Raw genomic sequence first — 23,772 nt, 5'->3', positions numbered from 1 at the left:
CCTGCACCAGCGCCAGTTCACCGGCCTGATCGAGGAAGTAGCTGTCGTTGCCTTTGCCGCCGATCAGGGTGTCGAGGCCGGCACCGCCATTGAGCTGGTTGTCGCCATCGTTACCGATGATGACGTTGTTCAGGGCGTTGCCGATGCCGTAGGTATTGGCATTGCCGGTCAGTATCAGATTTTCCAGGTTGGCGCTGAGGATGTAGTCCACCGAGGCTTTTACGGTGTCGATCTCGCTGGCCAGGGTGCTGGTTTCCCGGATGACATCGCCGACGTTGTCGACGATATAAGTATCGTTGCCGAGCCCGCCCACCATCAGGTCAGCGCCCACACCGCCATCGAGCACGTTGTCGGCAGCGTTACCGGTCAGCAGGTTGTTCAGGCTGTTGCCGGTCACGTTGAATGCACCGCTGCCGAGCAGCGAGACGTTTTCGATGTTCTGCAGATTGCTCAGTGTCAGGTCGATCAGGCTTGTCTGCGCCGTGGCGTTATAAGCGATATTGAGCGTGTCGCTGCCTTCATTGGCATTTTCCTGCACCAGCGCCAGTTCGCCTGCCTGATCGAGAACGTAGGTGTCGTTACCTTTACCGCCGATCAAGGTATCCAGGCCGGCACCGCCATCGAGCACGTTGTCGTCAGCATTGCCGGTCAGCGTGTTGTTCAGGCTGTTGCCGGTCACGTTGAACGCACCGCTGCCCAGCACCGTGAGGTTTTCGATGTTCTGCAGATTGCTCAGACTCAGATCGATCAGGCTGTTTTGCGCTGTCGCGGCATACACCACATTGAGGGTGTCGTTTCCTTCGCCGGCATTCTCCTGCACCAGCGCCAGTTCACCGGCCTGATCGAGGAAGTAGCTGTCGTTGCCTTTGCCGCCGATCAGGGTGTCGAGGCCGGCACCGCCATTGAGCTGGTTGTCGCCATCGTTACCGATGATGACGTTGTTCAGGGCGTTGCCGATGCCGTAGGTATTGGCATTGCCGGTCAGCGTGAGGTTTTCCAGGTTGGCGCCGAGGACGTAATCGATCGACGCTTTTACCGTGTCGATCTCGCTGGCCAGGGTGCTGGTTTCGCTGACCACGTCGCCGACGTTGTCGACGATGTAGGTGTCGTTGCCGGCACCGCCGATCAGCAGGTCAGCCCCCGCACCGCCATCGAGAATATTGTCCGAGGCGTTGCCGGTCAGGGTGTTGTTCAGGCTGTTGCCGGTAATGTTGAAAGCGCCAGCGCCCAGCAGCGAGACGTTCTCGACGTTCTGCAGATTGCTCAGGGTCAGGTCGACGAGTCGGGTCTGAGCCGTGGCGGCATAAACCAGACTCAGGGTGTCGATGCCTTCGTTGGCGTTCTCCTGCACCAGCGCCAGTTCACCGGCCTGATCGAGGTAGTAGGTATCGTTGCCTTTGCCGCCGATCAGGGTGTCGAGGCCGGCACCGCCATTGAGCTGGTTGTCGCCATCGTTACCGATGATGACGTTGTTCAGGGCGTTGCCGATGCCGTAGGTATTGGCATTGCCGGTCAGCGTGAGGTTTTCCAGGTTGTCGCCAAGGATGTAGTCGACCGAGGCTTTGACGGTGTCGATCTCGCTGGCCAGGGTGCTGGTTTCTCTGACCACGTCGCCGACGTTGTCGACGATGTAGGTATCGTTGCCGAGACCGCCCACCATCAGGTCGGCACCGGCGCCGCCGTCGAGAATGTTGTCACCTGAGTTACCGTTGATGGCGTTGCCCAGGGCATTGCCGGTGCCATTGAGGTTGGCGGTGCCGGTCAGGGTGAGAATTTCCACGTTGGCGCCGAGGGTGTAGTCGATCGACGCTTTTACGGTGTCGATCTCGCTGGCCAGGGTGCTGGTTTCGCTGACCACGTCGCCGATGTTGTCGACCACGTAGGTGTCGTTGCCGGCACCGCCGATCAGCAGGTCAGCCCCTGCACCTCCATCGAGGATGTTGTCGGAGGCGTTGCCGGTCAGGGTGTTGTTCAGGCCGTTGCCGGTCACGTTGAACGCACCGCTGCCCAGCACCGTGAGGTTTTCGATGTTCTGCAGATTGCTCAGGCTCAGATCGACCAGGCTGTTTTGCGCCGTCGCGGCATAAGTGACATTGAGGGTGTCGTTGCCTTCGCCGGCATTTTCCTGCACCAGCGCCAGTTCACCGGCCTGATCGAGGAAGTAGGCATCGTTGCCTTTGCCGCCGATCAGGGTATCGAGACCGGCACCGCCATTGAGCTGGTTGTCGCCGTCGTTACCGATGATGACGTTGTTCAGGGCGTTGCCGATGCCATAGGTATTGGCGTTGCCAGTCAGCGTGAGGTTTTCCAGGTTGGCGCCAAGGATGTAGTCCACCGACGCTTTTACCGTGTCGATCTCGCTGGCCAGGGTGCTGGTTTCTCTGACTACGTCGCCAACGTTGTCGACGATGTAGGTATCGTTGCCGAGCCCGCCCACCATCAGGTCGGCGCCGGCGCCACCGTCGAGAATGTTGTCACCGGCGTTGCCGTTGATCGCGTTGTCCAGCGCATTGCCGGTGCCGTTGAGGTTGGCAGTGCCGGTCAGGGTGAGAATTTCCACGTTGGCGCCGAGGGTGTAGTCGATCGACGCTTTTACGGTGTCGATCTCGCTGGCCAGAGTGCTGGTTTCGCTGACCACGTCGCCGATGTTGTCGACCACGTAGGTGTCGTTGCCGGCACCGCCAATCATCAGGTCAGCCCCTGCACCGCCATCGAGGATGTTGTCGGAGGCGTTGCCGGTCAGGGTGTTGTTCAGACCGTTGCCGGTCACGTTGAACGCACCGCTGCCCAGCACTGTGAGGTTTTCGATGTTCTGCAGATTGCTCAGGCCCAGGTCGATCAGGCTGTTTTGTGCCGTGGCGGCATACACGACATTGAGCGTGTCGTTGCCTTCGCCGGCATTCTCCTGCACCAGCGCCAGTTCACCGGCCTGATCGAGGAAGTAGCTGTCGTTGCCTTTGCCGCCGATCAGGGTGTCGAGACCGGCACCGCCATTGAGCTGGTTGTCGCCGTCGTTACCGGTGATGACGTTGTTCTGGGTGTTGCCGATACCATAGATATTGGCGTTGCCGGTCAGTATCAGATTTTCCAGGTTGGCGCTGAGGATGAAGTCCACCGAGGCTTTGACGGTGTCAATCTCGCTGGCCAGGGTGCTGGTTTCGCTGACCACGTCGCCGACGTTGTCGACGATGTAGGTATCGTTGCCGAGCCCGCCTGCCATCAGGTCAGCACCCGTGCCGCCGTCGAGGACGTTGTTGCCGTCGTTACCGGTGATGACGTTGTTCAGCGCATTGCCGGTGCCGTTGAGGTTGGCTGTTCCGGTGAGGGTCAGGTTTTCCAGATTGGCGCCGAGGGTGTAGTCGATCGAAGCGCGAACGGTGTCGATCTCAGTGGCGAGGGTGCTGGTTTCGTTGATCACATCGCCAACGTTGTCGACCACGTAGGTGTCGTTGCCGGCACCGCCGGTCATGATGTCGGCACCCGCACCGCCATCCAGTACGTTGTTGCCGCTGTTGCCGGTCAGTACGTTGACCAGGTCGTTGCCTGTCAGGTCGATGGATGCAGAGCCCAGCAGCACACCGTCTTCCACAAAGTTGGAGAGGGTGTAGGTGACCGTCGTGCGCACTTCGTCATGACCATTGCCATTGAACTCCATCACTCGGTCGTTGATGTCGTCGATGATGTAGACGTCATCACCCGCGCCGCCCCAGAGCCAGTCGGCACCGGATCCGCCATCGAGAATGTTGTTGCCGCTGTTGCCATTGATCCGGTTGTCACTGAAGTTACCTGTGCCGTTAAGGTTGGCCGTGCCGGTAAGCGTCAGGGTTTCGATGTAGTTGCCAAGGGTGTAGCTGACGGAGGAATAGACCAGGTCATGGTCGTAGGACCAGTCCTCGATGATCACATCGTTGGTGTTGTCGACATAATAGGTGTCGCTGCCCGCGCCGCCGAGCATGGTGTCGGCGCCAACGCCGCCATCGATGATGTTATTGCCCGAGTTACCCGTCAGGACGTTGTTGTACTCGTTACCCGTAAGGTTGATCGAGGCTGTGCCCAGCAGCTCGCCGTCTTCGATATTGGCCCCGAGCGTGTAGCTGACGCTCGTGCGTACCAGGTCGCGACCTTCGTTGGCGAGTTCGACGACCGTATCGTCGAGGCGGTCGATCACGTAAGTATCGTCGCCTGTTCCTCCCACCAGGGTGTCGGCCCCCGCTCCGCCGTCCAGAACATCGTTGCCGGCACCGCCCTGCAGATTGTTGGCGGAGTCGTTGCCGCTCAACACGTTGTTCAGGTTGTTGCCAATGAGGTTGAACGCGCCCTTGCCCAGCACCTGAACGTTCTCGAAGTTCACCAGGTTGTTCTGGTTCAGGTCGATGACATTGGTCTGTGCGTTGGCGTCATAGCTGATGTGCAGAGTGTCGTTGCCTTCGTTGGCCTTTTCCTGAACCAGAGCCAGTTCATCAGCCTGATCGAGACTGTAGTCGTCGTTGCCCTTGCCGCCGATCAGGGTGTCGACACCTGCACCACCATCGAGCTGGTTATTGCCGTCGTTGCCGGTGATCACGTTGTTCTGCGTGTTGCCGGTGCCGTTGATGTTGGCACTGCCGGTTAGCGTGAGGTTCTCCAGGTTGGCACCAAGGGTATAGGTCACCGACGCCAGCACGTTGTCGATCTCGGTGGCGAGGGTGCTGGATTCGACAATCACGTCGCCGACGTTGTCGACAATGTAGGTGTCGTTACCGGCACCGCCAATCAAGAGGTCCGTACCCTCGCGGCCATCGAGAATGTTATTGCCGGCATTGCCTGCGATCACGTTATTCGACGCGTTGCCGTAAGCGTTGAGGTTGGCGTTGGTCAGCAGTGTCAGGTTTTCTACGTTTGGACTGCCGAACAGGTCATAGGTGACCGTTGAAAACACCGAGTCGATTTCGGTGGGTGACGTACCGGTTTCGACGACCACGTCACCTCTGTTATCAACGTAGTAGGTATCGTTACCTGCTCCGCCCACCATGTAGTCGGCGCCTTCACGACCATCCAGGACGTTGTCCAGGGCATTGCCTCGAATCTGGTCGTTGAACGTCGAGCCGATGGCGTTTTCGATTTTGGAACCATAGGCAATGGCCAGGCCACTGTTGAAAAAGTTGTTCGTGTTGTAGAAGAAGCCAACGCCGATCGAACTGAATGCACCTTCATTCAGATCAAGGCTGACCGAAGACATCTGGTTGCTGGCATCGATCGTGTCGTTGCCACCTGAGTCCCAGATCGTCTCGAAAATCTTGTCGTACTGCTTCCAGCTGTAGACGGTATCGCCGGCCTGCCACTGGGTATTGGCGCCGTAGAGTGCCTGGATCGCGAGGATGTCCAGAAGCATCGGCGTCGTTGGCTGGTAGGAGTAGTTGTTGTTGTAACTCATGACGGTGAAACGGACATCGTCCAGCGACGGGTCGAGAATCGTCGAGTTCAGCGAGTTGGGGGAGAATGGGTGCTTCAACCCAATGGCATGACCGATTTCATGAATGTAGGTCAGATAGTCGTAAGAGCCATTGATCGGGAATTCGTTGGCGGGATCACCAATCCAGACGTCGCCGCCCTTGGGTGTGTTGGATGGGGTGTAGGCCCAGGCCGCCGCCTGGTCTTTCATCAACGCATAACCGCCAAAACGCAAATCGCCGACATTGGAAATGTCGTCAGTGGTTTTGGTAAACGTGATATTGGCAACCGAACTCCAGGAGGCTAGCGCCCTGATGATTCCGCCTTGCTGCGACGTCGACAGGTCATACATGGCGTTGTATTCATTGTCGGCACTGTAGTTGGTCGCGAAGTAGGAGGTGCTGGCGGACATGAAGCTGTAGGTCAGGTTGGTGGACCCGCCCAGTGGCCAATTGGATCCCGCCCAATAGGATCCGGACAATAGGCTGTCAACAGGTTTGACGCCGGTCAGCGAGGAATAAAAACTAAGCGTGGAACCAGTTGGGGTAGGCATTTTATTTCCTGAGAATGATGAGGCCCTTCCTGAATGCGGCCGCTACAAAAATGTCGATTTTGCATCAGAACGGATACGCTTGGCATCATATTGCCATTACTTTTTAACGTTATTCGTCAGATATCCGATTGGCTAACTGTATCGGCCGTTGAAGTAGACTTTGCAGCCTGCTTTTTCAGCGCTTATCAGGATTGACCATGACCTCTGTCCCCCCGGCACTTATCCGCGAAACCTTCCCCGTCGGCCCGCTCCAGTGCAACTGCACGATCATCGGCGACCCGATCACCAAAAAAGCCATCGTCGTCGACCCGGGCGGCAATCCCGATCTGATCATGGCGCGCCTCGATGCGCTGGGCCTGAAAGTCGTGAGCATCATCCACACCCATGCGCACCTCGATCACTTCCTTGCCTCCGGCCAGATGAAAGAGAAAACCGGTGCGACCCTGCATCTGCACAAGGAAGACCAGTTCCTCTGGGACAACCTCGAGATGCAATGCCAGATGTTCGGTGTGCCCTACACTCCGGTGCCGTCGCCGGATCGCTGGTTGAGCGACGATGAAGAACTGGCTTGCGGCTGTGGCGTGGCACTGCACACGCCGGGGCATACGCCAGGTTCCATGAGCTTCTGGTTTTCCGAGGCTAAGCTGTTGATAGCTGGCGACACGTTGTTTCGTCGCGGAGTAGGGCGCACGGATTTGTGGGGCGGCGATCAGGCGACCATCGTGCGATCGATCAAGCAGCGGCTGTACACCCTGGATGAAGACGCGACCGTTGTGGCCGGGCATGGTCCGGATACGCGTCTGGGGGATGAAATGCGTGAGAACCCGTTTGTGCGTGCCTAAACATTTTGTCACGGGTGCCCGGCGGAATTTTTGTGCATTGTCATGATCCAACGCCCGCACGGGCCAGTTGCCAATGGCCGCTGCACCACAGAATGCAAAAGTAGGAGCACTCCATGTTCACCACGCGTCGTTTGATTATTGTCGCTACTGCCGTGGCCGTTTTGTCCGGCTGCGCCTCGCCCAACCCGTATGACAACCAGGGTCAGGCCGACGGTGGCTCCCAGGGCATGAGCAAAACCGCCAAGTACGGTGGCCTCGGTGCACTGGCCGGCGCGCTGGCCGGTGCCGCCATCGACCACAACAACCGCGGCAAGGGCGCGCTGATCGGCGCGGCCGTCGTCGGTGCCTCGGCCGCCGGTTACGGCTACTACGCCGACCAGCAGGAGAAAAAACTGCGCGCCAGCATGGCCAACACCGGGGTTGAAGTGCAGCGTCAGGGCGATCAGATCAAGCTGATCATGCCGGGCAATATCACCTTCGCCACCGATTCGGCGAACATCGCTTCCAGCTTCTATCAGCCGCTGAACAACCTGGCCAACTCCCTCAAGGAGTTCAACCAGAACCAGATCGAAATCGTCGGCTACACCGACAGCACCGGCAGCCGCCAGCACAACATGGACCTGTCTCAGCGTCGTGCGCAGAGCGTGGCCACCTACCTGACTTCGCAAGGCGTCAGCGGTGCCAACCTGAGCGCCCGCGGTGCCGGTCCGGATAATCCGATTGCCAGCAACGGTGACGTCAACGGCCGGGCGCAGAACCGCCGTGTCGAGGTCAACCTCAAAGCCATCCCTGGCCAGCAGTACGGTGGTCAGCAACAACCGGGCACGGTTCAGCAGTACCCGTAACCGTCGGGTACAAAAAAGCCCCCGGACAAGTGATTGTCCGGGGGCTTTTTGTTGGCGCGAAGGCTGATTACTTCTTCAGACCGTAATGCTCGTCGAGCATGCCCGGCGAGTTCGGAGTCTTCGGCGCGTAGTCACGCGGCGGTTCCTGATCCCGTGGTGGCGTGAGACGTTCCCGTGGAGCCTGTGCTGCTTCGGAATGCAGCGAGGCCAGCAGGCGTTGACGGGTCTGTTCGTCCAGGGCCAGGCGGTTGGCACCCTCGGCGAGGTGATCCTGCACTTCCTGATAGCTCTGGGTCAGCTTCTTGACCAGATTGGCGGTGCTGTTGAAGTGGGTCACCACTTCATTCTGATAACTGTCGAAACGTTCCTGAATATCGTCCAGTTGACGCTGCGTGCGGCTGGGCGCGGCGTTCGGCGCAACGCGAGCGATCAGGAAACCAATGGCGACACCCACAACCAGGGCAAGAGTCGGTAACAACCAAACTAAGAGCGAGTGTTCCACGAGTCCTTCCTCTATAAACGGCTTTGCTTTACGTTAACGGCTCGAACCTGCGCTGTATACCGCGATTCACTCGCAATAGACTGGCACAGACAATTTGCTAGACGAGTCGACCCGATCCGAGGTCACGGAGTTCCTTCCTTGCTGATGCGTGAAACCCCTGTAGTGATTGATGGCCCGGTGGGGCAACTTGAGTCTTTGTATCTGGACAACGAGCAGCCTCGCGGTATCGCGCTGATCTGCCACCCGAACCCGGTGCAGGGCGGCACCATGCTCAACAAGGTCGTCTCGACCCTGCAGCGCACCGCGCGCGACGCAGGCCTGATCACCTTGCGCTTCAACTATCGCGGTGTCGGTGCCAGCGACGGTTCCCATGACATGGGCACCGGTGAAGTCGATGACGCCCAGGCCGCTGCTGAATGGCTGCTGGAAAAACACCCGGATCTGCCGCTGACCCTGTTCGGTTTCTCCTTCGGCGGATTTGTTGCAGCAAGTCTCGGCGGCCGTCTCGAAGCCCAAGGCATTCAGCTCAAGCATCTGTTCATGGTCGCGCCGGCGGTGATGCGCCTGGGCGAGCAGGATCAACTGCCGCAGCAGGGCGAGTTGACCGTGATCCAGCCGGAAACCGACGAAGTGATCGATCCGCAGCTGGTCTACGACTGGTCTGACAAACTCCAGCGCCCCCATGAGCTGCTGAAAGTGGCAGAATGCGGACACTTTTTTCATGGCAAGCTGACCGATCTCAAGGATCTGATCCTGCCGCGTCTCTCGAATTGATTGCAGTCTGACAAGCGATTACCCATGACGAACCGTACCCGCATCCTCACCGGCATCACCACCACCGGCACCCCGCACCTGGGCAACTACGCCGGCGCCATCCGCCCGGCGATTCTCGCCAGCCGCGACAGCAACGCCGACTCGTTCTACTTCCTGGCCGACTATCACGCCCTGATCAAGTGCGATGACCCGCTGCGCATCCAGCGCTCGCGTCTGGAAATCGCCGCGACCTGGCTGGCCGGTGGCCTGGATGTGGATCGCGTGACGTTCTACCGTCAGTCCGACATCCCGGAAATCCCCGAGCTGACCTGGCTGCTGACCTGCGTTGCCGCCAAGGGCCTGCTCAACCGCGCCCACGCCTACAAGGCTTCGGTGGACAAGAACCTCGAGACCGGCGAAGACCCGGATGCCGGCATCACCATGGGCCTGTACAGCTACCCGGTGCTGATGGCGGCGGACATTCTGATGTTCAACGCGCATAAGGTGCCGGTCGGTCGCGACCAGATCCAGCACGTGGAAATGGCCCGTGACATCGGCCAGCGCTTCAACCACCTGTTCGGCCAGGGCAAGGAGTTCTTCACCATGCCCGAAGCGCTGATCGAGGAGAGCGTGGCCACGTTGCCGGGCCTGGACGGTCGCAAGATGTCCAAGAGCTACGACAACACCATCCCGCTGTTCACCAGCGCCAAGGACATGAAGGACGCGATCTCGCGGATCGTTACCGACTCCAAAGCGCCGGGCGAAGCGAAAGATCCGGACAACTCGCACCTGTTCACCCTGTTCCAGGCGTTCGCCACACCGGCGCAGGCCGACGAGTTCCGCAGCGAGCTGCTGGGCGGTCTGGGTTGGGGCGAGGCGAAGAGCCGTCTGTTCCAGTTGCTCGACAACGAACTGGGCGAATCCCGCGAGCGTTATCACCAGTTGATCGAGCGTCCGGCAGATCTGGAAGACATCCTGCAACACGGCGCCAAGAAGGCCCGTGCGGTGGCGACGCCGTTCCTCAACGAGCTGCGCGAAGCGGTCGGCCTGCGTTCGTTCGTCAATCAGGTTCAGGTGGCCGCGACCACCAAGAAGAAAGCCGCGAAAGCCGCACGTTTCGTCAGCTTCCGTGAAGACGACGGCAGCTTCCGCTTCCGTCTGCTGGCGGCCGATGGCGAGCAACTGTTGCTGTCGCGCAACTTCGCCGACGGTAAAACCGCCGGTCAGGTGACCAAGCAACTGCAATCGGGTCAGGCGCTGGATGTGCGCAGCGAAGACCTGAGTTTCAGCGTCTGGCTGGAAGGCGAGTGCGTCGGCGACAGCCCGGCGTTCGCCGACGTGGCTGCGCGGGATGCGGCTGTCGAGGCCTTGCGGATCGCTCTGACACCGGTTCAGGAATAATCAACGGCTCGGCCCGACCAAGGGCCGATTGCCATTCCCACGGGCCATCGCTACAGTGACGGCCCGTTTTTGTTGCCTTGCTAACGAATTATGACGCCCCTAGAACGATATCAAGCTGATCTGAAACGCCCGGACTTCTTCCATGATGCGGCGCAGGAAACTGCCGTGCGTCATCTGCAACGCCTGTACGACGATCTGATCGCGGCCGAGCAGAACAAGCCGGGTTTGCTGGGCAAGCTGTTTGGCAAAAAGGATCAGACGCCGGTCAAGGGCCTGTACTTCTGGGGCGGCGTGGGTCGCGGCAAGACTTACCTGGTGGACACCTTCTTCGAAGCGCTGCCATTCAAGGAAAAGACCCGCACTCACTTCCACCGCTTCATGAAGCGCGTGCACGAAGAGATGAAAACCCTCGGCGGCGAGAAAAACCCGCTGACCATCATCGCCAAGCGTTTTGCGACTGAATCGCGGGTCATCTGCTTCGATGAATTTTTCGTTTCCGACATCACCGATGCCATGATCCTCGGCACGCTGATGGAAGAGCTGTTCAAGAACGGCGTGACCCTGGTCGCCACGTCGAACATCGTGCCGGACGGCCTGTACAAGGACGGCCTGCAACGTGCGCGCTTCCTGCCGGCCATCGCGCTGATCAAGCAGAACACCGAGATCGTCAACGTCGACAGCGGCGTCGACTACCGTCTGCGCCACCTCGAACAAGCGGAGCTGTTCCACTATCCGCTGGACGAAGCCGCCCACGAAAGCCTGCGCAAAAGCTTCCGCGCGCTGACGCCTGAGTGCACGGCGGCGGTGGAAAACGATGTGCTGATCATCGAGAACCGCGAAATCCGTGCCTTGCGTACTTGCGATGACGTGGCCTGGTTCGATTTCCGCGAACTGTGCGACGGCCCGCGCAGCCAGAACGACTACATCGAGCTGGGCAAGATCTTCCACGCCGTACTGCTCAGTGGCGTGGAGCAGATGAGCGTCACCACCGACGACATCGCCCGACGCTTTATCAACATGGTCGACGAGTTCTATGACCGTAACGTCAAACTGATCATTTCTGCCGAAGTCGAATTGAAAGACCTGTACACCGGCGGGCGTCTGACGTTCGAGTTCCAGCGTACCCTCAGCCGTCTGCTGGAGATGCAATCCCACGAATTCCTGTCCCGGGCGCACAAGCCTTAAGCGGATTCAGCAAACAAAAAGGGCCTGCAGATGCAGGCCCTTTTTTGTGTCTGGTCGAATCGTCAGGCCGCTTGCTGGAACTGCTGCCGGTACTGGTTCGGCGACAGTTCGGTGTGCTGGCGGAACAGCCGTGCGAAGAAGCTCGCATCGTCGTAGCCGACTTCGTAGCTGATGGTCTTGATGCTCTTGCGACTGCCTGAGAGCAAGCCCTTGGCGGTCTCGATGCGCAGCCGTTGCAGGTAGTGCAGCGGTTTGTCGCCGGTGGCGGTCTGGAAGCGGCGCATGAAGTTGCGGATGCTCATGCCGTGCTCGCGGGCCACGTCTTCGAAGCGGAACTTGTCGGCGAAATGCTCTTCGAGCCAGTGCTGGATCTGCAGGATGATCACGTCCTGATGCAGCTTCTGGCCGCCGAAACCGATGCGTCCCGGTGCGTAGCTGCGTTGGACTTCGTAGAGAATGTCGCGGGCCACAGCCTGAGCCACGTTGGCGCCGCAGAAGCGCTCGATCAGGTAGATGTAGAGATCGCAGGCCGAGGTTGTACCGCCGGCGCAATACAGGTTGTCGGCGTCGGTCAGGTGCTTGTCCTGATTGAGATAGACCTGCGGGAAACGCTCGGCGAAGGCGTTGAAGAAGCGCCAGTAGGTGGTCGCTTCCTTGCCGTTGAGCAGGCCGGCTTCGGCCAGCCAGAACACCCCGGTAGCCTCGCCGCAGAGTACTGCGCCACGGGCGTGTTGTTCGCGTAGCCACGGCAGGATCTGTGGATAACGCCGACACAGCGTATCGAAATCGTCCCAGAAGGCTGGAAGGATGATGACGTCGGCGTTTTCCAGGCCGCCGTCCACCGGCATGATCACGTCACTGAAGCTGTTCACCGGTTTGCCGTCAGGGCTGACCAGGCGGGTTTCGAACGCCGGAGTCAGGCCGTGGCCCAGTTGTTTGCCGTAACGCAGGCTGGCCAGATGGAAGAAATCCTTGGCTTGCATGAGGGTGGAAGCGAAAACCCGGTCGATCGCCAGGATGCTGACGCGCCGCAAGGGCGTGGAGACTTGCTTGGACATAATTCAACTTTTGTTTTTATAAGGGAAAGTGGTCACCAGACGGCTGGATCGTCTTATTTTTTGTCGGATGTGTCCAGTGTCCTGTATCGGAAGCGAGGCTTAGTCTCAGAAGGTCTGATCCCTCCAACAACAAAGAAAAGGTGACGCATGATTCCCAGAACCTTGTTCAGCTCCGAGCACGAATTGTTCCGCGACAGCGTACGAACATTCCTCGAAAAAGAGGCCGTGCCGTTCCATGGGCAATGGGAAAAACAAGGCTACATCGACCGCAAACTGTGGAACAAGGCAGGGGAGGCGGGGATGCTGTGCTCGCACCTGCCGGAGGAATACGGCGGGTTGGGGGCGGACTTTCTCTACAGTGCGGTGGTCATCGAGGAAGTGGGGCGGCTGGGTCTGACCGGCATTGGCTTCTCACTGCATTCGGACATCGTCGCGCCGTACATCCTGCATTACGGCAGCGAGGCGCTGAAGCAGAAATACCTGCCGAAACTGGTGTCTGGCGAGATGGTTACCGCGATTGCCATGACCGAGCCCGGCGCCGGTTCCGATCTGCAAGGGGTCAAGACCACGGCGGTACTGGATGGCGACGAATATGTGATCAACGGTTCGAAAACCTTTATCACCAATGGCTTCCTGGCAGATCTGGTAATTGTCGTCGCCAAGACCGATCCCAAGGCCGGTGCCAAGGGCACCAGCCTGTTTCTGGTGGAGGCGAACACACCGGGCTTCGACAAGGGCAAACGCCTGGAGAAGGTCGGAATGAAGGCTCAGGACACGTCGGAATTGTTCTTCCAGGACGTGCGCGTGCCGAAGGAAAATCTCTTGGGTCAGGCCGGGGCGGGGTTTGCCTATCTGATGCAGGAACTGCCGCAGGAACGTCTGACCGTGGCGATTGGCGGCCTGGCTTCAGCCGAGGCGGCGCTGCAATGGACGCTGGATTACACCCGCGAGCGCAAGGCGTTCGGCAAGTCGATTGCCGACTTCCAGAATACCCGCTTCAAACTGGCGGAAATGGCCACCGAGATTCAGATCGGCCGGGTGTTTGTCGACCGCTGCCTGGAGCTGCATCTGCAAGGCAAACTCGACGTGCCGACGGCGGCGATGGCCAAGTATTGGGGCACCGACCTGCAATGCAAGGTGCTCGACGAGTGCGTGCAACTGCATGGCGGCTACGGTTTCATGTGGGAATACCCGGTGGCCCGGGCCTGGGCGGATGCGCGGGTGCAGCGGATCTATGCCGGCACCAATGAAATCATGAAGGAGATTATTGCGCGGTCGCTGTAATGCAGCGTGATCGTTCCCACGCTCTGGACTGACCCCGACAAATTGGACGCTCTGCGTCCGCTTTGGGGGCAGTCCACAGAGCGTGGGAGCGATCACCGGCGTGGATTACGGCGCCGGGTTCGGATGATCCTTGTGAATCGCTTCGATTCCTTCCAGCACTTCCTTCGACAGTTTCAGCTCGTAACTGGCGATATTGCTGTCCAGTTGCTCCAGTGTCGTCGCCCCGATGATGTTGCTGGTGACAAAAGGTTGCTGGTTCACAAAGGCCAGGGCCATTTGCGCCGGATCCAGGCCATGTTCACGGGCAAGTGCCACATAACGGCTGCAGGCCGCTTCCGATTGCGGGTTGAAATAGCGGCTGAAGCGGCTGTAGAGGCTCAGGCGGCCTTTTGGCGGGCGCGCTCCACCTTCGTACTTGCCGGACAGGAAACCGAAAGCCAGCGGTGAATAGGCGAGCAGGCCGCACTGTTCACGGATGGCGATTTCCGCCAGGCCGATCTCGAAACTGCGGTTGAGCAGGTTGTACGGGTTCTGGATTGATACGGCGCGCGGCCAGCCACGGGCTTCGGCCAGGGCGAGAAAACGCATGGTGCCCCATGGCGTCTCGTTGGACAGGCCGATGTGGCGGATCTTGCCGGCCTTCACTTGCTCATCGAGTGCTTCGAGGGTGTCTTCAAGCGGAGTCAGATTGGCTTCGGTCTGGTGCTTGTAGCCCAGCTGTCCGAAAAAGTTGGTGCTGCGCTCCGGCCAGTGCAATTGGTAGAGGTCGATGTAGTCGGTCTGCAGACGCTTGAGGCTGGCGTCCACGGCCTCGGTGATGTGCTGGCGGTTGTGGCGCAGGTTCTTGTCGCGGATGTAGTCGATGGTGTTGCCGGGGCCGGCGATCTTGCTGGCGAGAATCCAGTCGGCGCGGTCGCCACGGCTCTTGAAGTAATTGCCGATGTAGCGCTCGGTGGTGGCGTAGGTGTCGGCTTTTGGCGGCACCGGGTACATTTCGGCAGTGTCGAGGAAATTGATCCCAGCCTCTTTTGCCCGTTCGATCTGGGCGAAGGCTTCAGCTTCAGTGTTTTGCTCGCCCCAGGTCATGGTGCCGAGGCAGATTGCACTCACGTTCAGGTCGGTACGGCCTAGCTGGCGATAGTCCATCGGGTGCTCCTTGGGCAAAACAAGCATAAAAGCAGGTTGAAATTTTTTTCGCAATCTGCATAATTGCCGACCTCTTTCTGCAGTGGAAGTGATGCCCCGCCGCCGAAGAATCTTGCCGTTGAACGGACGCGCCGACCCGAGCCCCCGAAAGCGTCTGTATCCGGCTGCCTTTGACTTGTCAAAGTACGCACTATTCAGTAAGATCCGCCGTCTTATTTACAGGCGGCCCCTGAGGCTATAAAGAATGAAAACTTTTACTGCTAAACCGGAAACAGTAAAGCGCGACTGGTTTGTCGTCGACGCTGCTGGTCAGACCCTGGGTCGTCTGGCCACCGAAATCGCGAGCCGTCTGCGTGGCAAGCACAAGCCTGAGTACACTCCTCACGTTGACACCGGCGACTACATCGTCGTAATCAACGCCGAGCAGATCCGTGTTACCGGCGCTAAAACCACTGACAAAATGTACTACTCCCACTCCGGTTTCCCGGGCGGTATCAAGTCGATCAACTTTGAAAAGCTGATTGCCAAGGCCCCTGAGCGCGTGATCGAGACCGCGGTTAAAGGCATGCTGCCTAAAAACCCACTGGGTCGCGACATGTACCGTAAGCTGAAAGTCTATGCGGGCGCTGCACACCCTCATACTGCTCAGCAGCCCCAAGAACTGAAGATTTAACGGAATAGTTCATTATGTCGGCGACTCAAAATTACGGCACTGGCCGTCGCAAGACCGCAACCGCACGCGTTTTCCTGCGTCCGGGTACTGGTAACATCTCCATCAACAACCGCTCCCTGGACACGTTCTTCGGTCGCGAAACTGCCCGCATGGTAGTTCGTCAGCCGCTGGAACTGACTGAGACTGTCGAGAAGTTCGACATCTACGTCACCGTCATCGGTGGTGGTGTAAGTGGTCAGGCTGGCGCAATCCGCCACGGCATCACTCGCGCTCTGATGGACTACGACGAAACCCTGCGTAGCGCTCTGCGCAAAGCTGGCTTCGTTACTCGCGACGCCCGTGAAGTTGAACGTAAGAAAGTTGGTCTGCGTAAAGCGCGTAAGCGTCCGCAGTACTCGAAGCGTTAATTTCGCTTCCACGTTCAAAAAGAACGCCCGATTCCTCACGGAACCGGGCGTTTTTTTATGCGTGCGATTTCTTGAATAATTGCGCTGTGACAACTTGCCACATTCGTAGACCCCCTATACTACAAGGCTTGAGGGCCAGCCCTCCGGGTAATTACCTTGTCAGAATTGGGGGTTTTCATTACCATTCGGCAAAATTTTTATAAGTACATAGTTTCAATTTAGTAGACGCCTGATTTAACAGGCCACAAAGCTGATGGGAGAGGACTGAATGAGCAATGACGGCGTGAATGCAGGCCGGCGTCGCTTCTTGGTAGCAGCCACATCCGTGGTGGGTGCTGCAGGAGCGGTGGGGGCTGCGGTCCCGTTCGTGGGGTCATGGTTTCCCAGTGCCAAGGCGAAGGCTGCCGGAGCACCGGTGAAAGTGAATGTCAGCAAAATCGAGCCAGGGCAGCAGATGATTGCTGAATGGCGCGGCCAGCCGGTGTTCATTGTCCGCCGTACCGAGGAAATCCTGGGGAATCTCAAGAAGATCGAGGGCCAGCTCTCCGATCCGACCTCCAAAAACTCCACGCAACCCACTTATGTCGACCCTGAAGTGCGTTCGATCAAGCCGGAAATCCTGCTGCTGATCGGGATCTGCACTCACCTGGGTTGCTCACCGACCTTCCGTCCCGAAGTGGCACCCGCGGATCTGGGCAAAGACTGGGTAGGCGGTTACTTCTGCCCTTGCCACGGTTCCCACTACGATCTGGCTGGCCGCGTCTACAAGTCGCAACCTGCGCCTTTGAACCTGCCAGTACCCCCGCATTCCTATGAGACCGATGACCTGATTGTCATTGGCGTCGATACGGAGAAAGCGTGATGAGCAAGTTCATGGATTGGGTTGATGCACGCTTCCCCGCCACCAAGATGTGGGAAGACCATCTCAGCAAGTATTACGCTCCAAAAAACTTCAACTTCTTCTATTTCTTCGGCTCGCTGGCGCTGCTCGTTCTGGTCAACCAGATCGTCACTGGCGTCTGGCTGACGATGAGCTACACCCCGTCGGCGGAAGAAGCGTTCGCTTCCGTCGAATACATCATGCGCGACGTCGAGTACGGTTCGATCCTGCGCCTGCTGCACTCCACCGGCGCTTCGGCGTTCTTCATCGTGGTCTATCTGCACATGTTCCGTGGCTTGCTCTACGGTTCGTACCAGAAGCCGCGTGAGCTGGTGTGGGTCTTCGGCATGCTGATCTACCTGGCGCTGATGGCTGAAGCCTTCATGGGATACCTGCTGCCATGGGGCCAGATGTCCTACTGGGGCGCCCAGGTGATCATCTCGCTGTTCGGCGCGATCCCGGTCATCGGCAACGACCTGACCCAGTGGATCCGCGGTGACTACCTGATTTCCGGGATTACCCTGAACCGCTTCTTCGCCCTGCACGTGGTTGCGCTGCCGATCGTGATTCTCGGTCTGGTGGTGCTGCACATCCTGGCGCTGCACGAAGTCGGTTCGAACAACCCGGACGGCGTGGACATCAAGAAGCACAAAGACGAAAACGGAATCCCGCTGGACGGCATCGCCTTCCACCCGTACTACACCGTGAAAGATATCGTCGGCGTCGTGGTGTTCCTGTTCATCTTCTGCTTCATTGTGTTCTTCTTCCCGGAAATGGGCGGTTACTTCCTCGAAAAGCCTAACTTCGAGCAGGCCAACCCGTTCAAGACCCCAGAGCACATTGCACCGGTCTGGTACTTCACTCCGTTCTACGCAATCCTGCGTGCGGTCCCTGACAAGCTCATGGGCGTTATCGCCATGGGGGCGGCCATTGCGGTGCTGTTCGTCCTGCCGTGGCTCGACCGCAGCCCGGTCAAGTCGATGCGCTACAAAGGCTGGATGAGCAAAATCTGGCTGGTGGTGTTCTGCATTTCGTTCGTGATCCTCGGCATTCTGGGTGTTCTGGCCCCGACGCCGGAGCGCACGCTGGTATCGCAGATCTGCACCTTCCTGTACTTCGCCTACTTCATTCTGATGCCGTTCTATACCAGGCTCGAGAAGACCAAACCGGTTCCGGAAAGGGTGACTGGCTGATGAAAAAGTTATTTTTTGCTCTGATTTTTGCTGCTCTGCCAGTGCTGTCTTTCGCCGCTGAACACGGTGGTCCGGAACTGGAAAAGGTCGACATCGACGTTTCCGACAAGGCTGCCCTGCAGGATGGTGCGCGTACTTTCGCCAACTATTGCATGGGCTGCCACAGTGCCAAGTTCCAGCGTTACGAGCGTGTGGCTGATGACCTCGGCGTTCCGCACGAAATGATGCTGGAGAAGCTGGTGTTCACTGGCGCCAAGATCGGCGATCACATGAACATCGGCATGCAACCGGCCGACGCCAAGACCTGGTTTGGTGCGGCGCCGCCGGACCTGACGCTGGTGGCTCGTGTTCGCGGCACCGACTGGCTCTACGGTTACCTCAGATCGTTCTACGAGGATCCTGCGCGGCCATGGGGTGTGAACAACAAGGTCTTCCCGAACGTCGGCATGCCTAACGTGCTGGTCGGCCTGCAAGGTCGTCAGGTCGTGGGTTGCAAGCAGGTACAGATCGTCGAGGACGGCAAGAAGCAATATGACCCGCTGACCGGTACGCCTCTGACTCATGAGGCGTGCGATCAGTTGACCATCGTGCCGAAAACCGGAACTCTCAACGAAGAGCAGTTCGATGAGAAGGTCAAGAATCTGGTAACCTTCCTGGCTTACTCGGCTAACCCGGTTAAGCTGCAACATCAGCGCATCGGTACTTACGTCTTGCTGTACCTGGCGTTCTTCTTTGTGTTCGCCTACCTGCTCAAGCGTGAATACTGGAAAGACGTGCACTGATAACGCTTCAAGCAATTGCTGTTAATCGCGCGCGCCCAAGGGCGCCTCTGAAAACGCAACGTCTGGTTCGCCAGCGGTTGCGGGAGGCGCCCTCTGGGCGCGCGCGTTTTTCCGGCTCCGACTATTTCAACAAGCGAGGAGGATCGCCATGGGCGTGACCAATCGGTTGGCCTGTTACTCCGACCCCGCCGACCACTATTCCCACCGAGTGCGCATCGTGCTTGCAGAGAAGGGTGTCAGCGCCGAAATCATTTTTGTGGAGGCTGGTCGTCAGCCACCTAAACTGATTGAGGTGAACCCTTACGGCAGTCTGCCGACGCTGGTTGATCGTGACCTGGCGTTGTGGGAGTCGACCGTGGTGATGGAGTACCTGGATGAGCGTTACCCGCACCCGCCATTGATGCCTGTGTACCCGGTGGCGCGTGCCAACAGCCGTCTGCTGATTCATCGCATTCAGCGTGACTGGTGTGGTCTGGTGGATCTGATTCTGGATTCGCGCACCAAGGAAGCGGCGCGTGCGGTGGCGCGCAAGGAATTGCGTGAAAGCCTGACAGGCGTGTCGCCGCTGTTTGCCGACAAGCCGTTTTTCCTCAGTGAGGAACAAAGTCTGGTGGATTGCTGCCTATTGCCAATACTCTGGCGTTTGCCGATTCTGGGTATAGAACTGCCGCGGCCCGCCAAGCCGCTGCTTGATTATATGGAGCGCCAGTTTGCGCGTGAGGCATTCCAGGCGAGTCTGTCTGGTGTCGAACGCGACATGCGCTAAGGCTTAAGGAGCCGCTATGAACTCCAGTCGACCTTATCTGGTCCGCGCGCTCTACGAGTGGATTGTGGATAACGATTGCACCCCGCACATGCTGGTCAATTCCGAGTACCCGGCAGTGCAGGTGCCACAGGGATTTGCCAGTGACGGGCAGATCGTCCTGAACATTTCGCCAAGTGCCGTGCGGCACTTGCACATGGACAACGACGTGGTGACCTTCGAAGGGCGCTTCGGTGGCGTCCCGCACAGTCTGTACGTGCCGATTGCTGCAATCCTGGGTATCTACGCCCGGGAAAACGGTCAGGGAATGGTGTTCGATCTCGATTCGCCGATGGATGACGAGGACGAGATCGAGCAGGACGACGACGTTCCGCCACCGGACAGTGAGCCACCGCGCCCAAGCGGTCGGCCGAGCCTGAAAGTGGTGAAGTAATAAAAAAGGCGATCCGGTTGGATCGCCTTTTTTTGTGCCTGCATTTTGCGGTCAGTCGATGTACTCGAACAGCTTCACAATTTTCTGCACACCGGAAACACCTTGAACAAGGTTGGTCGCCTGGGCCGCTTCCTGTTTGGTCAGCAGGCCCAGCAGGTAAACGATGCCGTTCTCGGTCACGACCTTGATGCGCGAGCCGGGAATGCTGGCATCGGTGAGCATCTGGGTCTTGATCTTGGTGGTCAGCCAGGCATCGTTCTGGCGGGCCAGCAGGGAGGAGGGCTGCAACACTTGCAGTTCGTTGTGAACCTTCTTCACGCGTTGCACATTGGAGGCGGCCTGTTCGGCCTTCTCCTTGAGGTCTGCGCGCGGGGTCTGGCCGGCCAGCAGCACTACGCCATTGAAGCTGGTGACGACGATGTGCGAGTCGTTGTCCAGGGCCGGATCGGCCTTGGCCACGTTAACGCCAACTTTGGTTTCGATCAGCGAGTCATCGATCTTGCTGCCGAACGTGCGGGTGCCGCGGTCGTCTTCGATCGGCGCTTCACGGCTGGCATTCACCACGGAGGTGCAGCCGCTGATGCCGAGGCACAGGGTCAAGGCCAGAAGGCCAAGGCGATGAGGGGTCATTCTTCACTCCCGAACAGTTGGCTGTCGATCAGATCGCAAAGGCAATGGATCGCCAGCAAGTGGACTTCCTGAATACGTGCGGTGACGTTGGCCGGTACGCGAATCTCGACATCTTCGGGCAACAGCAGCGAAGCCATGCCGCCACCATCGCGTCCGGTCAATGCTACGACAATCATTTCGCGATCATGTGCGGCCTGGATCGCCTGAATAATGTTCGCCGAGTTGCCGCTGGTCGAAATGGCCAGCAACACGTCACCCGGCTGACCGAGTGCGCGAATCTGCTTGGAGAACACTTCGTTATAGCTGTAGTCGTTGGCGATCGAGGTGATCGTCGAGCTATCGGTGGTCAGCGCTATCGCCGGCAGGCTCGGGCGCTCGCGCTCGAAACGGTTGAGCAGTTCCGAGGAAAAGTGCTGGGCATCGCCGGCTGAGCCGCCGTTGCCGCACGAAAGCATTTTCCCCTCGTTGAGCAGGGCGTTGACCATCACCTGGCTGGCTTGCTCGATGTGCGGTGCAAGTACGTCCATCGCCTGTTGCTTGGTGTCGATGCTGGCCTGGAAAAGCTGGCGAATTCGGGATTGCATGTCCATCTGTGTGACCTTAATTAGCGCGGCTGTCCGGCACATGAGTGTGCAGCCCGCAAAGCAAAGAGCAAAAGTATTGAGTGAAAGTGTCCGGGGCGGAGCAGGCGTCAGCTGTCGAACGCATTCTGCAACCAGTTCAACTGACCCTGGTGGCTGTCGATAGCCACCACGTCGAAGCGACAGGGGGAATTGGCCCAACGTGATTCACGCTGAAGAAAATACTGTGCGGCGAAAATCAGTTTCTGCCGTTTGCGCCCATCGATGCTGTCGAGTGCGCCACCCCATTGAGTGTTCTTTCGGTAGCGGACTTCGACGAATACTACTGTATCGCCATCAAGCATGACCAGATCAAGCTCACCGCGTTTGCATAACCAGTTCTGCGCCAGCAGGCGCAGACCCTGGTGTTGCAGATGCTCGAGCGCCTGGCGCTCGGCATTCTTGCCGCTTTGCAGGTGTGACCTGTCGGGCATCAGCGTGGAGTGTCCGGCAGGCGCTGGATCTGACCGCTGACGAACTGCGCCCACGGCAATTGACGCACCACGCGCTGGGACTGGGTCATGCCCAGGCTGCCCGACTGACCTTCGATGCGGCTGTCCGGCAGTGCCTTGAGCTGGTCCAGGCGTGGTGCCAGGCGGTAGGCATCGACACCCATCGCGTACAGGCGACCCAGGCTGCCGGCGGCTTGGGGCCATTGCGCGGTGACCTGCTGACGCAGCGGATCACTGGTTTCCAGCAGCCACGGGGTTTCGCAGAAGCGCACACCGTTCATGTCGTTGTACTGGTTGACGTCGCCACTGGCGCTGAACACGTGGGAGGTCGCGTAAACCGGCACGTCACCGGCGTACTGGAAGTTCAGGGTCGGCTTGATCTGCTGCGCCTGTTGCGGTGTCGCGGCGAGGAAGATGAATTCGATGTCCTGGCGACGCGAAGGCTGAGCGGCAACGTTGGTGCCGACGGCGTTCTGCAGACTCTTGGCACGGGCTTCGCTCTGACGCAGTTGGAACATGTCGGCGATTTGCTGGGCCAGTTGTACTGGCTGGTCAACGCGTTCGGTGGCGACGATGCTGCCGCCATTCGCTTGCCAGTCCTGGCTGAAGGCGCGCAGGACGCGGTCGCCCCATTCGCCTTTCGGCACCATGATGGCGGCGCGATGCAGGCCGTCTGCACGGGCGCGGCGGGAGACTTCGCGGGCTTCGTCTTCAGCGGCCAGACCGAACTGGAACAACTGTGCCGGACCTTGATCGCCTTCGCTGTAGTTCAGAGCGAGGGTGGTGATCGGCAGTTGCGGGCGAGTGCTCAGTTGTTTGACCAGTGGCTTCTCCAGCGGGCCGACGACCAGTTGCACGCCATCGGCCTGGGCCTTGCGATAGAACTCGTCGAGATTGGTCAGTTTCGAGCTGTCGTAGAACTCGATCGCCGGCGGTTTCTGGCCGGCTTGCTGGGCCTGATAGTGCGCGGCCATGAAGCCGTCACGCAGGGCCTTGCCGACCGAGGCCAACTGGCCGTCCTGTGGCAGCAGCAGGGCGATCTTGCTTAGGGGCTGACTGGCCAGCTCCTTGAGTTTGGTCAGGGGCAGCGGCAGGTTGATCGCGGCTGGGTGCTTCGGATGCTGGTTGCGCCAGTTGTCGATGGCGGCTTGCTGCTGTTCCAGGGTGCCAGCGGTTTTCACCGCCAGGGCCAGGCTCATCCAGCCGCCGAGGTCATCGGTGGTGTTCGCTTGCAGTTGATCGGCCGGCAGCGACGCAATCAGGGTCCAGATCGCTTCGTGGTTCTTGCTGGCTGCTTCGCCTTCCAGCATCGGCGCGATGAAGATGCGCTCGCGGGCGGCGGCCAGGGTCTGGCCGTCGGCTTCAAGGGCGCGGGCGTGAACGGTGCCGGCGCGAACTTGCAGCGGTACGGACAGTTCGCTCAGGCGTTGCAGGCTTGGATGGCTCAAGGCAGTCAGCGCGGCTTTCGGCTGGTTGCGGGTCATGGCCAGTTCGGCAGACAGGGTGCTGGCGAATGCCTGCTGGCCCGGCTGGAGTTGTTCCATCGGCACTTGCTGCAGGATTTGCGCGGACTGTCCGGCATTGCCCTGGCGGTACGCCATGTCTGCCGCACTCAAGCGCAGCAGTGCAGCCTTATCCGGCGATTTGGCCTGGGCAGCCTGTTCGAGCAATTGCTCGATGGTGGCATCCGGGGTCCGTGGAAGTTCGCCAAGGCTGGAGGAAGGGGAGCTGGCGCAAGCCGCCAGCAAGGCAGCGAGGCAGAGGGCAGTGAACAGCCGCAGGCAAGCGATCATGTAAGTGTTCCTGATACTCGATCAAATTAGCGTCGAATTGTACCCAAGCACTGGCCGGGGCGCGATGTTACTGGCGTGAAACCGTCAATTTAGCTGATACAAAGAGTGCGCAGCCTCACAATGGTGCGACAAACCGTGTCCGACCCG

At 59.1% G+C, this 23,772-nt stretch carries 21 protein-coding genes; 13 read left to right on the top strand and 8 right to left on the bottom strand.

The genetic code is table 11. The features are described from left to right. The coding region (locus tag QLG12_RS02540; RefSeq protein ID WP_282473815.1) for a M10 family metallopeptidase at positions 1-5,983 on the bottom strand (5,983 nt) is incomplete at its 3' end. 197 nt (positions 5,984-6,180) lie between these two features. Here QLG12_RS02540 and QLG12_RS02535 point away from each other — a divergent pair. Next, on the top strand, positions 6,181-6,825 hold the full coding sequence (locus QLG12_RS02535; RefSeq protein ID WP_236195016.1) for an MBL fold metallo-hydrolase: 645 nt from the start codon (positions 6,181-6,183) through the stop codon (positions 6,823-6,825). A gap of 113 nt (positions 6,826-6,938) precedes the next feature. After that, on the top strand, positions 6,939-7,670 hold the full coding sequence (locus QLG12_RS02530) for an OmpA family lipoprotein (protein ID WP_007956806.1): 732 nt from the start codon (positions 6,939-6,941) through the stop codon (positions 7,668-7,670). Between the two features lie 67 nt (positions 7,671-7,737). Here QLG12_RS02530 and QLG12_RS02525 read toward each other — a convergent pair whose 3' ends face one another. Continuing rightward, a complete protein-coding gene (locus QLG12_RS02525; protein WP_039766275.1) occupies positions 7,738-8,172 on the bottom strand; it encodes a DUF1043 family protein in 435 nt (144 codons plus the stop codon). A 144-nt stretch (positions 8,173-8,316) separates the two neighbouring features. Between QLG12_RS02525 and QLG12_RS02520 the strand changes: the two genes are divergently transcribed. From QLG12_RS02520 to zapE, 3 genes are all read left to right on the top strand, one after another. Continuing rightward, entirely contained in the window at positions 8,317-8,946 is a 630-nt protein-coding gene (locus QLG12_RS02520; RefSeq protein WP_197868569.1) for an alpha/beta fold hydrolase, read from the top strand. 24 nt (positions 8,947-8,970) lie between these two features. After that, positions 8,971-10,326 (top strand): tryptophan--tRNA ligase, encoded by a 1,356-nt coding sequence (locus QLG12_RS02515; protein WP_282473814.1) that lies wholly within the window; start codon positions 8,971-8,973, stop codon positions 10,324-10,326. A 90-nt stretch (positions 10,327-10,416) separates the two neighbouring features. Further along, positions 10,417-11,511 (top strand): cell division protein ZapE, encoded by a 1,095-nt coding sequence (zapE, locus tag QLG12_RS02510; protein WP_011335877.1) that lies wholly within the window; start codon positions 10,417-10,419, stop codon positions 11,509-11,511. A 62-nt stretch (positions 11,512-11,573) separates the two neighbouring features. Here the strand turns inward: zapE and QLG12_RS02505 are convergent, their stop codons facing one another. Next, positions 11,574-12,470 (bottom strand): GlxA family transcriptional regulator, encoded by an 897-nt coding sequence (locus tag QLG12_RS02505; RefSeq protein WP_170928984.1) that lies wholly within the window; start codon positions 12,468-12,470, stop codon positions 11,574-11,576. A gap of 246 nt (positions 12,471-12,716) precedes the next feature. Here QLG12_RS02505 and QLG12_RS02500 point away from each other — a divergent pair, with 246 nt between their 5' ends. Then, on the top strand, positions 12,717-13,853 hold the full coding sequence (locus QLG12_RS02500; protein WP_007956797.1) for an acyl-CoA dehydrogenase family protein: 1,137 nt from the start codon (positions 12,717-12,719) through the stop codon (positions 13,851-13,853). 105 nt (positions 13,854-13,958) lie between these two features. Here QLG12_RS02500 and QLG12_RS02495 read toward each other — a convergent pair whose 3' ends face one another. Continuing rightward, positions 13,959-14,999, bottom strand: a complete 1,041-nt coding sequence (locus QLG12_RS02495; protein WP_085655282.1) for an NADP(H)-dependent aldo-keto reductase — start codon at positions 14,997-14,999, stop codon at positions 13,959-13,961. 244 nt (positions 15,000-15,243) lie between these two features. Between QLG12_RS02495 and rplM the strand changes: the two genes are divergently transcribed. The 7 genes from rplM to QLG12_RS02460 all read left to right on the top strand — a co-directional run bounded on the left by rplM (position 15,244) and on the right by QLG12_RS02460 (position 20,130). Further along, entirely contained in the window at positions 15,244-15,672 is a 429-nt protein-coding gene (rplM, locus tag QLG12_RS02490) for a 50S ribosomal protein L13 (protein ID WP_003228062.1), read from the top strand. A gap of 14 nt (positions 15,673-15,686) precedes the next feature. Next, positions 15,687-16,079 carry a 30S ribosomal protein S9 gene (rpsI, locus tag QLG12_RS02485; protein ID WP_007956794.1) on the top strand — a complete coding sequence of 131 codons (393 nt, stop codon included), beginning with the start codon at positions 15,687-15,689 and terminating at the stop codon, positions 16,077-16,079. Positions 16,080-16,347: 268 nt separating this feature from the next. Next, the gene (gene petA, locus QLG12_RS02480) at positions 16,348-16,941 is read left to right on the top strand and encodes a ubiquinol-cytochrome c reductase iron-sulfur subunit (protein ID WP_007917031.1); all 594 of its coding nucleotides are present in this window, start codon (positions 16,348-16,350) and stop codon (positions 16,939-16,941) included. Then, positions 16,941-18,152: a cytochrome bc complex cytochrome b subunit gene (locus QLG12_RS02475; RefSeq protein ID WP_119427678.1), complete on the top strand. Its 1,212-nt coding sequence runs from the start codon at positions 16,941-16,943 to the stop codon at positions 18,150-18,152. Before petA ends, QLG12_RS02475 begins: the two co-directional genes overlap by 1 nt. Continuing rightward, positions 18,152-18,934, top strand: coding sequence for a cytochrome c1 (locus QLG12_RS02470; protein ID WP_064383969.1), 783 nt, complete (start codon positions 18,152-18,154; stop codon positions 18,932-18,934). Before QLG12_RS02475 ends, QLG12_RS02470 begins: the two co-directional genes overlap by 1 nt. Before the next feature lie 148 nt (positions 18,935-19,082). Continuing rightward, positions 19,083-19,700 (top strand): glutathione S-transferase N-terminal domain-containing protein, encoded by a 618-nt coding sequence (locus tag QLG12_RS02465; RefSeq protein WP_011335872.1) that lies wholly within the window; start codon positions 19,083-19,085, stop codon positions 19,698-19,700. Between the two features lie 16 nt (positions 19,701-19,716). After that, positions 19,717-20,130, top strand: a complete 414-nt coding sequence (locus QLG12_RS02460; protein WP_197868412.1) for a ClpXP protease specificity-enhancing factor — start codon at positions 19,717-19,719, stop codon at positions 20,128-20,130. A gap of 51 nt (positions 20,131-20,181) precedes the next feature. Here QLG12_RS02460 and QLG12_RS02455 read toward each other — a convergent pair whose 3' ends face one another. The 4 genes from QLG12_RS02455 to QLG12_RS02440 all read right to left on the bottom strand — a co-directional run bounded on the left by QLG12_RS02455 (position 20,182) and on the right by QLG12_RS02440 (position 23,625). Continuing rightward, positions 20,182-20,760, bottom strand: a complete 579-nt coding sequence (locus QLG12_RS02455; protein WP_064383967.1) for a BON domain-containing protein — start codon at positions 20,758-20,760, stop codon at positions 20,182-20,184. Continuing rightward, positions 20,757-21,350, bottom strand: coding sequence for a phosphoheptose isomerase (locus tag QLG12_RS02450; RefSeq protein WP_007928463.1), 594 nt, complete (start codon positions 21,348-21,350; stop codon positions 20,757-20,759). Before QLG12_RS02450 ends, QLG12_RS02455 begins: the two co-directional genes overlap by 4 nt. A 101-nt stretch (positions 21,351-21,451) precedes the next feature. After that, on the bottom strand, positions 21,452-21,814 hold the full coding sequence (locus QLG12_RS02445; protein ID WP_064383965.1) for a YraN family protein: 363 nt from the start codon (positions 21,812-21,814) through the stop codon (positions 21,452-21,454). Then, positions 21,814-23,625 (bottom strand): penicillin-binding protein activator, encoded by a 1,812-nt coding sequence (locus QLG12_RS02440; RefSeq protein WP_108563213.1) that lies wholly within the window; start codon positions 23,623-23,625, stop codon positions 21,814-21,816. Before QLG12_RS02440 ends, QLG12_RS02445 begins: the two co-directional genes overlap by 1 nt. Between the last annotated feature and the right edge of the window lie 147 nt (positions 23,626-23,772).

Source organism: Pseudomonas sp. V88_4, from assembly GCF_029967985.1.
In the GTDB taxonomy this organism is placed as follows: domain Bacteria; phylum Pseudomonadota; class Gammaproteobacteria; order Pseudomonadales; family Pseudomonadaceae; genus Aquipseudomonas; species Aquipseudomonas glycinae.
Note: the sequence above shows the minus strand (reverse complement) of the source record. Positions and strands in the feature narration are given on the sequence as shown.

Coding starts and splice junctions, on each gene's coding strand:
- QLG12_RS02535 (WP_236195016.1), top strand. CDS start 6,181: ATGACCTCTGTCCCCCCGGCACTTATCCGCGAAACCTTCCCCGTCGGC.
- QLG12_RS02530 (WP_007956806.1), top strand. CDS start 6,939: ATGTTCACCACGCGTCGTTTGATTATTGTCGCTACTGCCGTGGCCGTT.
- QLG12_RS02520 (WP_197868569.1), top strand. CDS start 8,317: ATGCGTGAAACCCCTGTAGTGATTGATGGCCCGGTGGGGCAACTTGAG.
- QLG12_RS02515 (WP_282473814.1), top strand. CDS start 8,971: ATGACGAACCGTACCCGCATCCTCACCGGCATCACCACCACCGGCACC.
- zapE (WP_011335877.1), top strand. CDS start 10,417: ATGACGCCCCTAGAACGATATCAAGCTGATCTGAAACGCCCGGACTTC.
- QLG12_RS02500 (WP_007956797.1), top strand. CDS start 12,717: ATGATTCCCAGAACCTTGTTCAGCTCCGAGCACGAATTGTTCCGCGAC.
- QLG12_RS02495 (WP_085655282.1), bottom strand. CDS start 14,999: ATGGACTATCGCCAGCTAGGCCGTACCGACCTGAACGTGAGTGCAATC.
- rplM (WP_003228062.1), top strand. CDS start 15,244: ATGAAAACTTTTACTGCTAAACCGGAAACAGTAAAGCGCGACTGGTTT.
- rpsI (WP_007956794.1), top strand. CDS start 15,687: ATGTCGGCGACTCAAAATTACGGCACTGGCCGTCGCAAGACCGCAACC.
- petA (WP_007917031.1), top strand. CDS start 16,348: ATGAGCAATGACGGCGTGAATGCAGGCCGGCGTCGCTTCTTGGTAGCA.
- QLG12_RS02475 (WP_119427678.1), top strand. CDS start 16,941: ATGAGCAAGTTCATGGATTGGGTTGATGCACGCTTCCCCGCCACCAAG.
- QLG12_RS02470 (WP_064383969.1), top strand. CDS start 18,152: ATGAAAAAGTTATTTTTTGCTCTGATTTTTGCTGCTCTGCCAGTGCTG.
- QLG12_RS02465 (WP_011335872.1), top strand. CDS start 19,083: ATGGGCGTGACCAATCGGTTGGCCTGTTACTCCGACCCCGCCGACCAC.
- QLG12_RS02460 (WP_197868412.1), top strand. CDS start 19,717: ATGAACTCCAGTCGACCTTATCTGGTCCGCGCGCTCTACGAGTGGATT.
- QLG12_RS02455 (WP_064383967.1), bottom strand. CDS start 20,760: ATGACCCCTCATCGCCTTGGCCTTCTGGCCTTGACCCTGTGCCTCGGC.
- QLG12_RS02450 (WP_007928463.1), bottom strand. CDS start 21,350: ATGGACATGCAATCCCGAATTCGCCAGCTTTTCCAGGCCAGCATCGAC.
- QLG12_RS02445 (WP_064383965.1), bottom strand. CDS start 21,814: ATGCCCGACAGGTCACACCTGCAAAGCGGCAAGAATGCCGAGCGCCAG.
- QLG12_RS02440 (WP_108563213.1), bottom strand. CDS start 23,625: ATGATCGCTTGCCTGCGGCTGTTCACTGCCCTCTGCCTCGCTGCCTTG.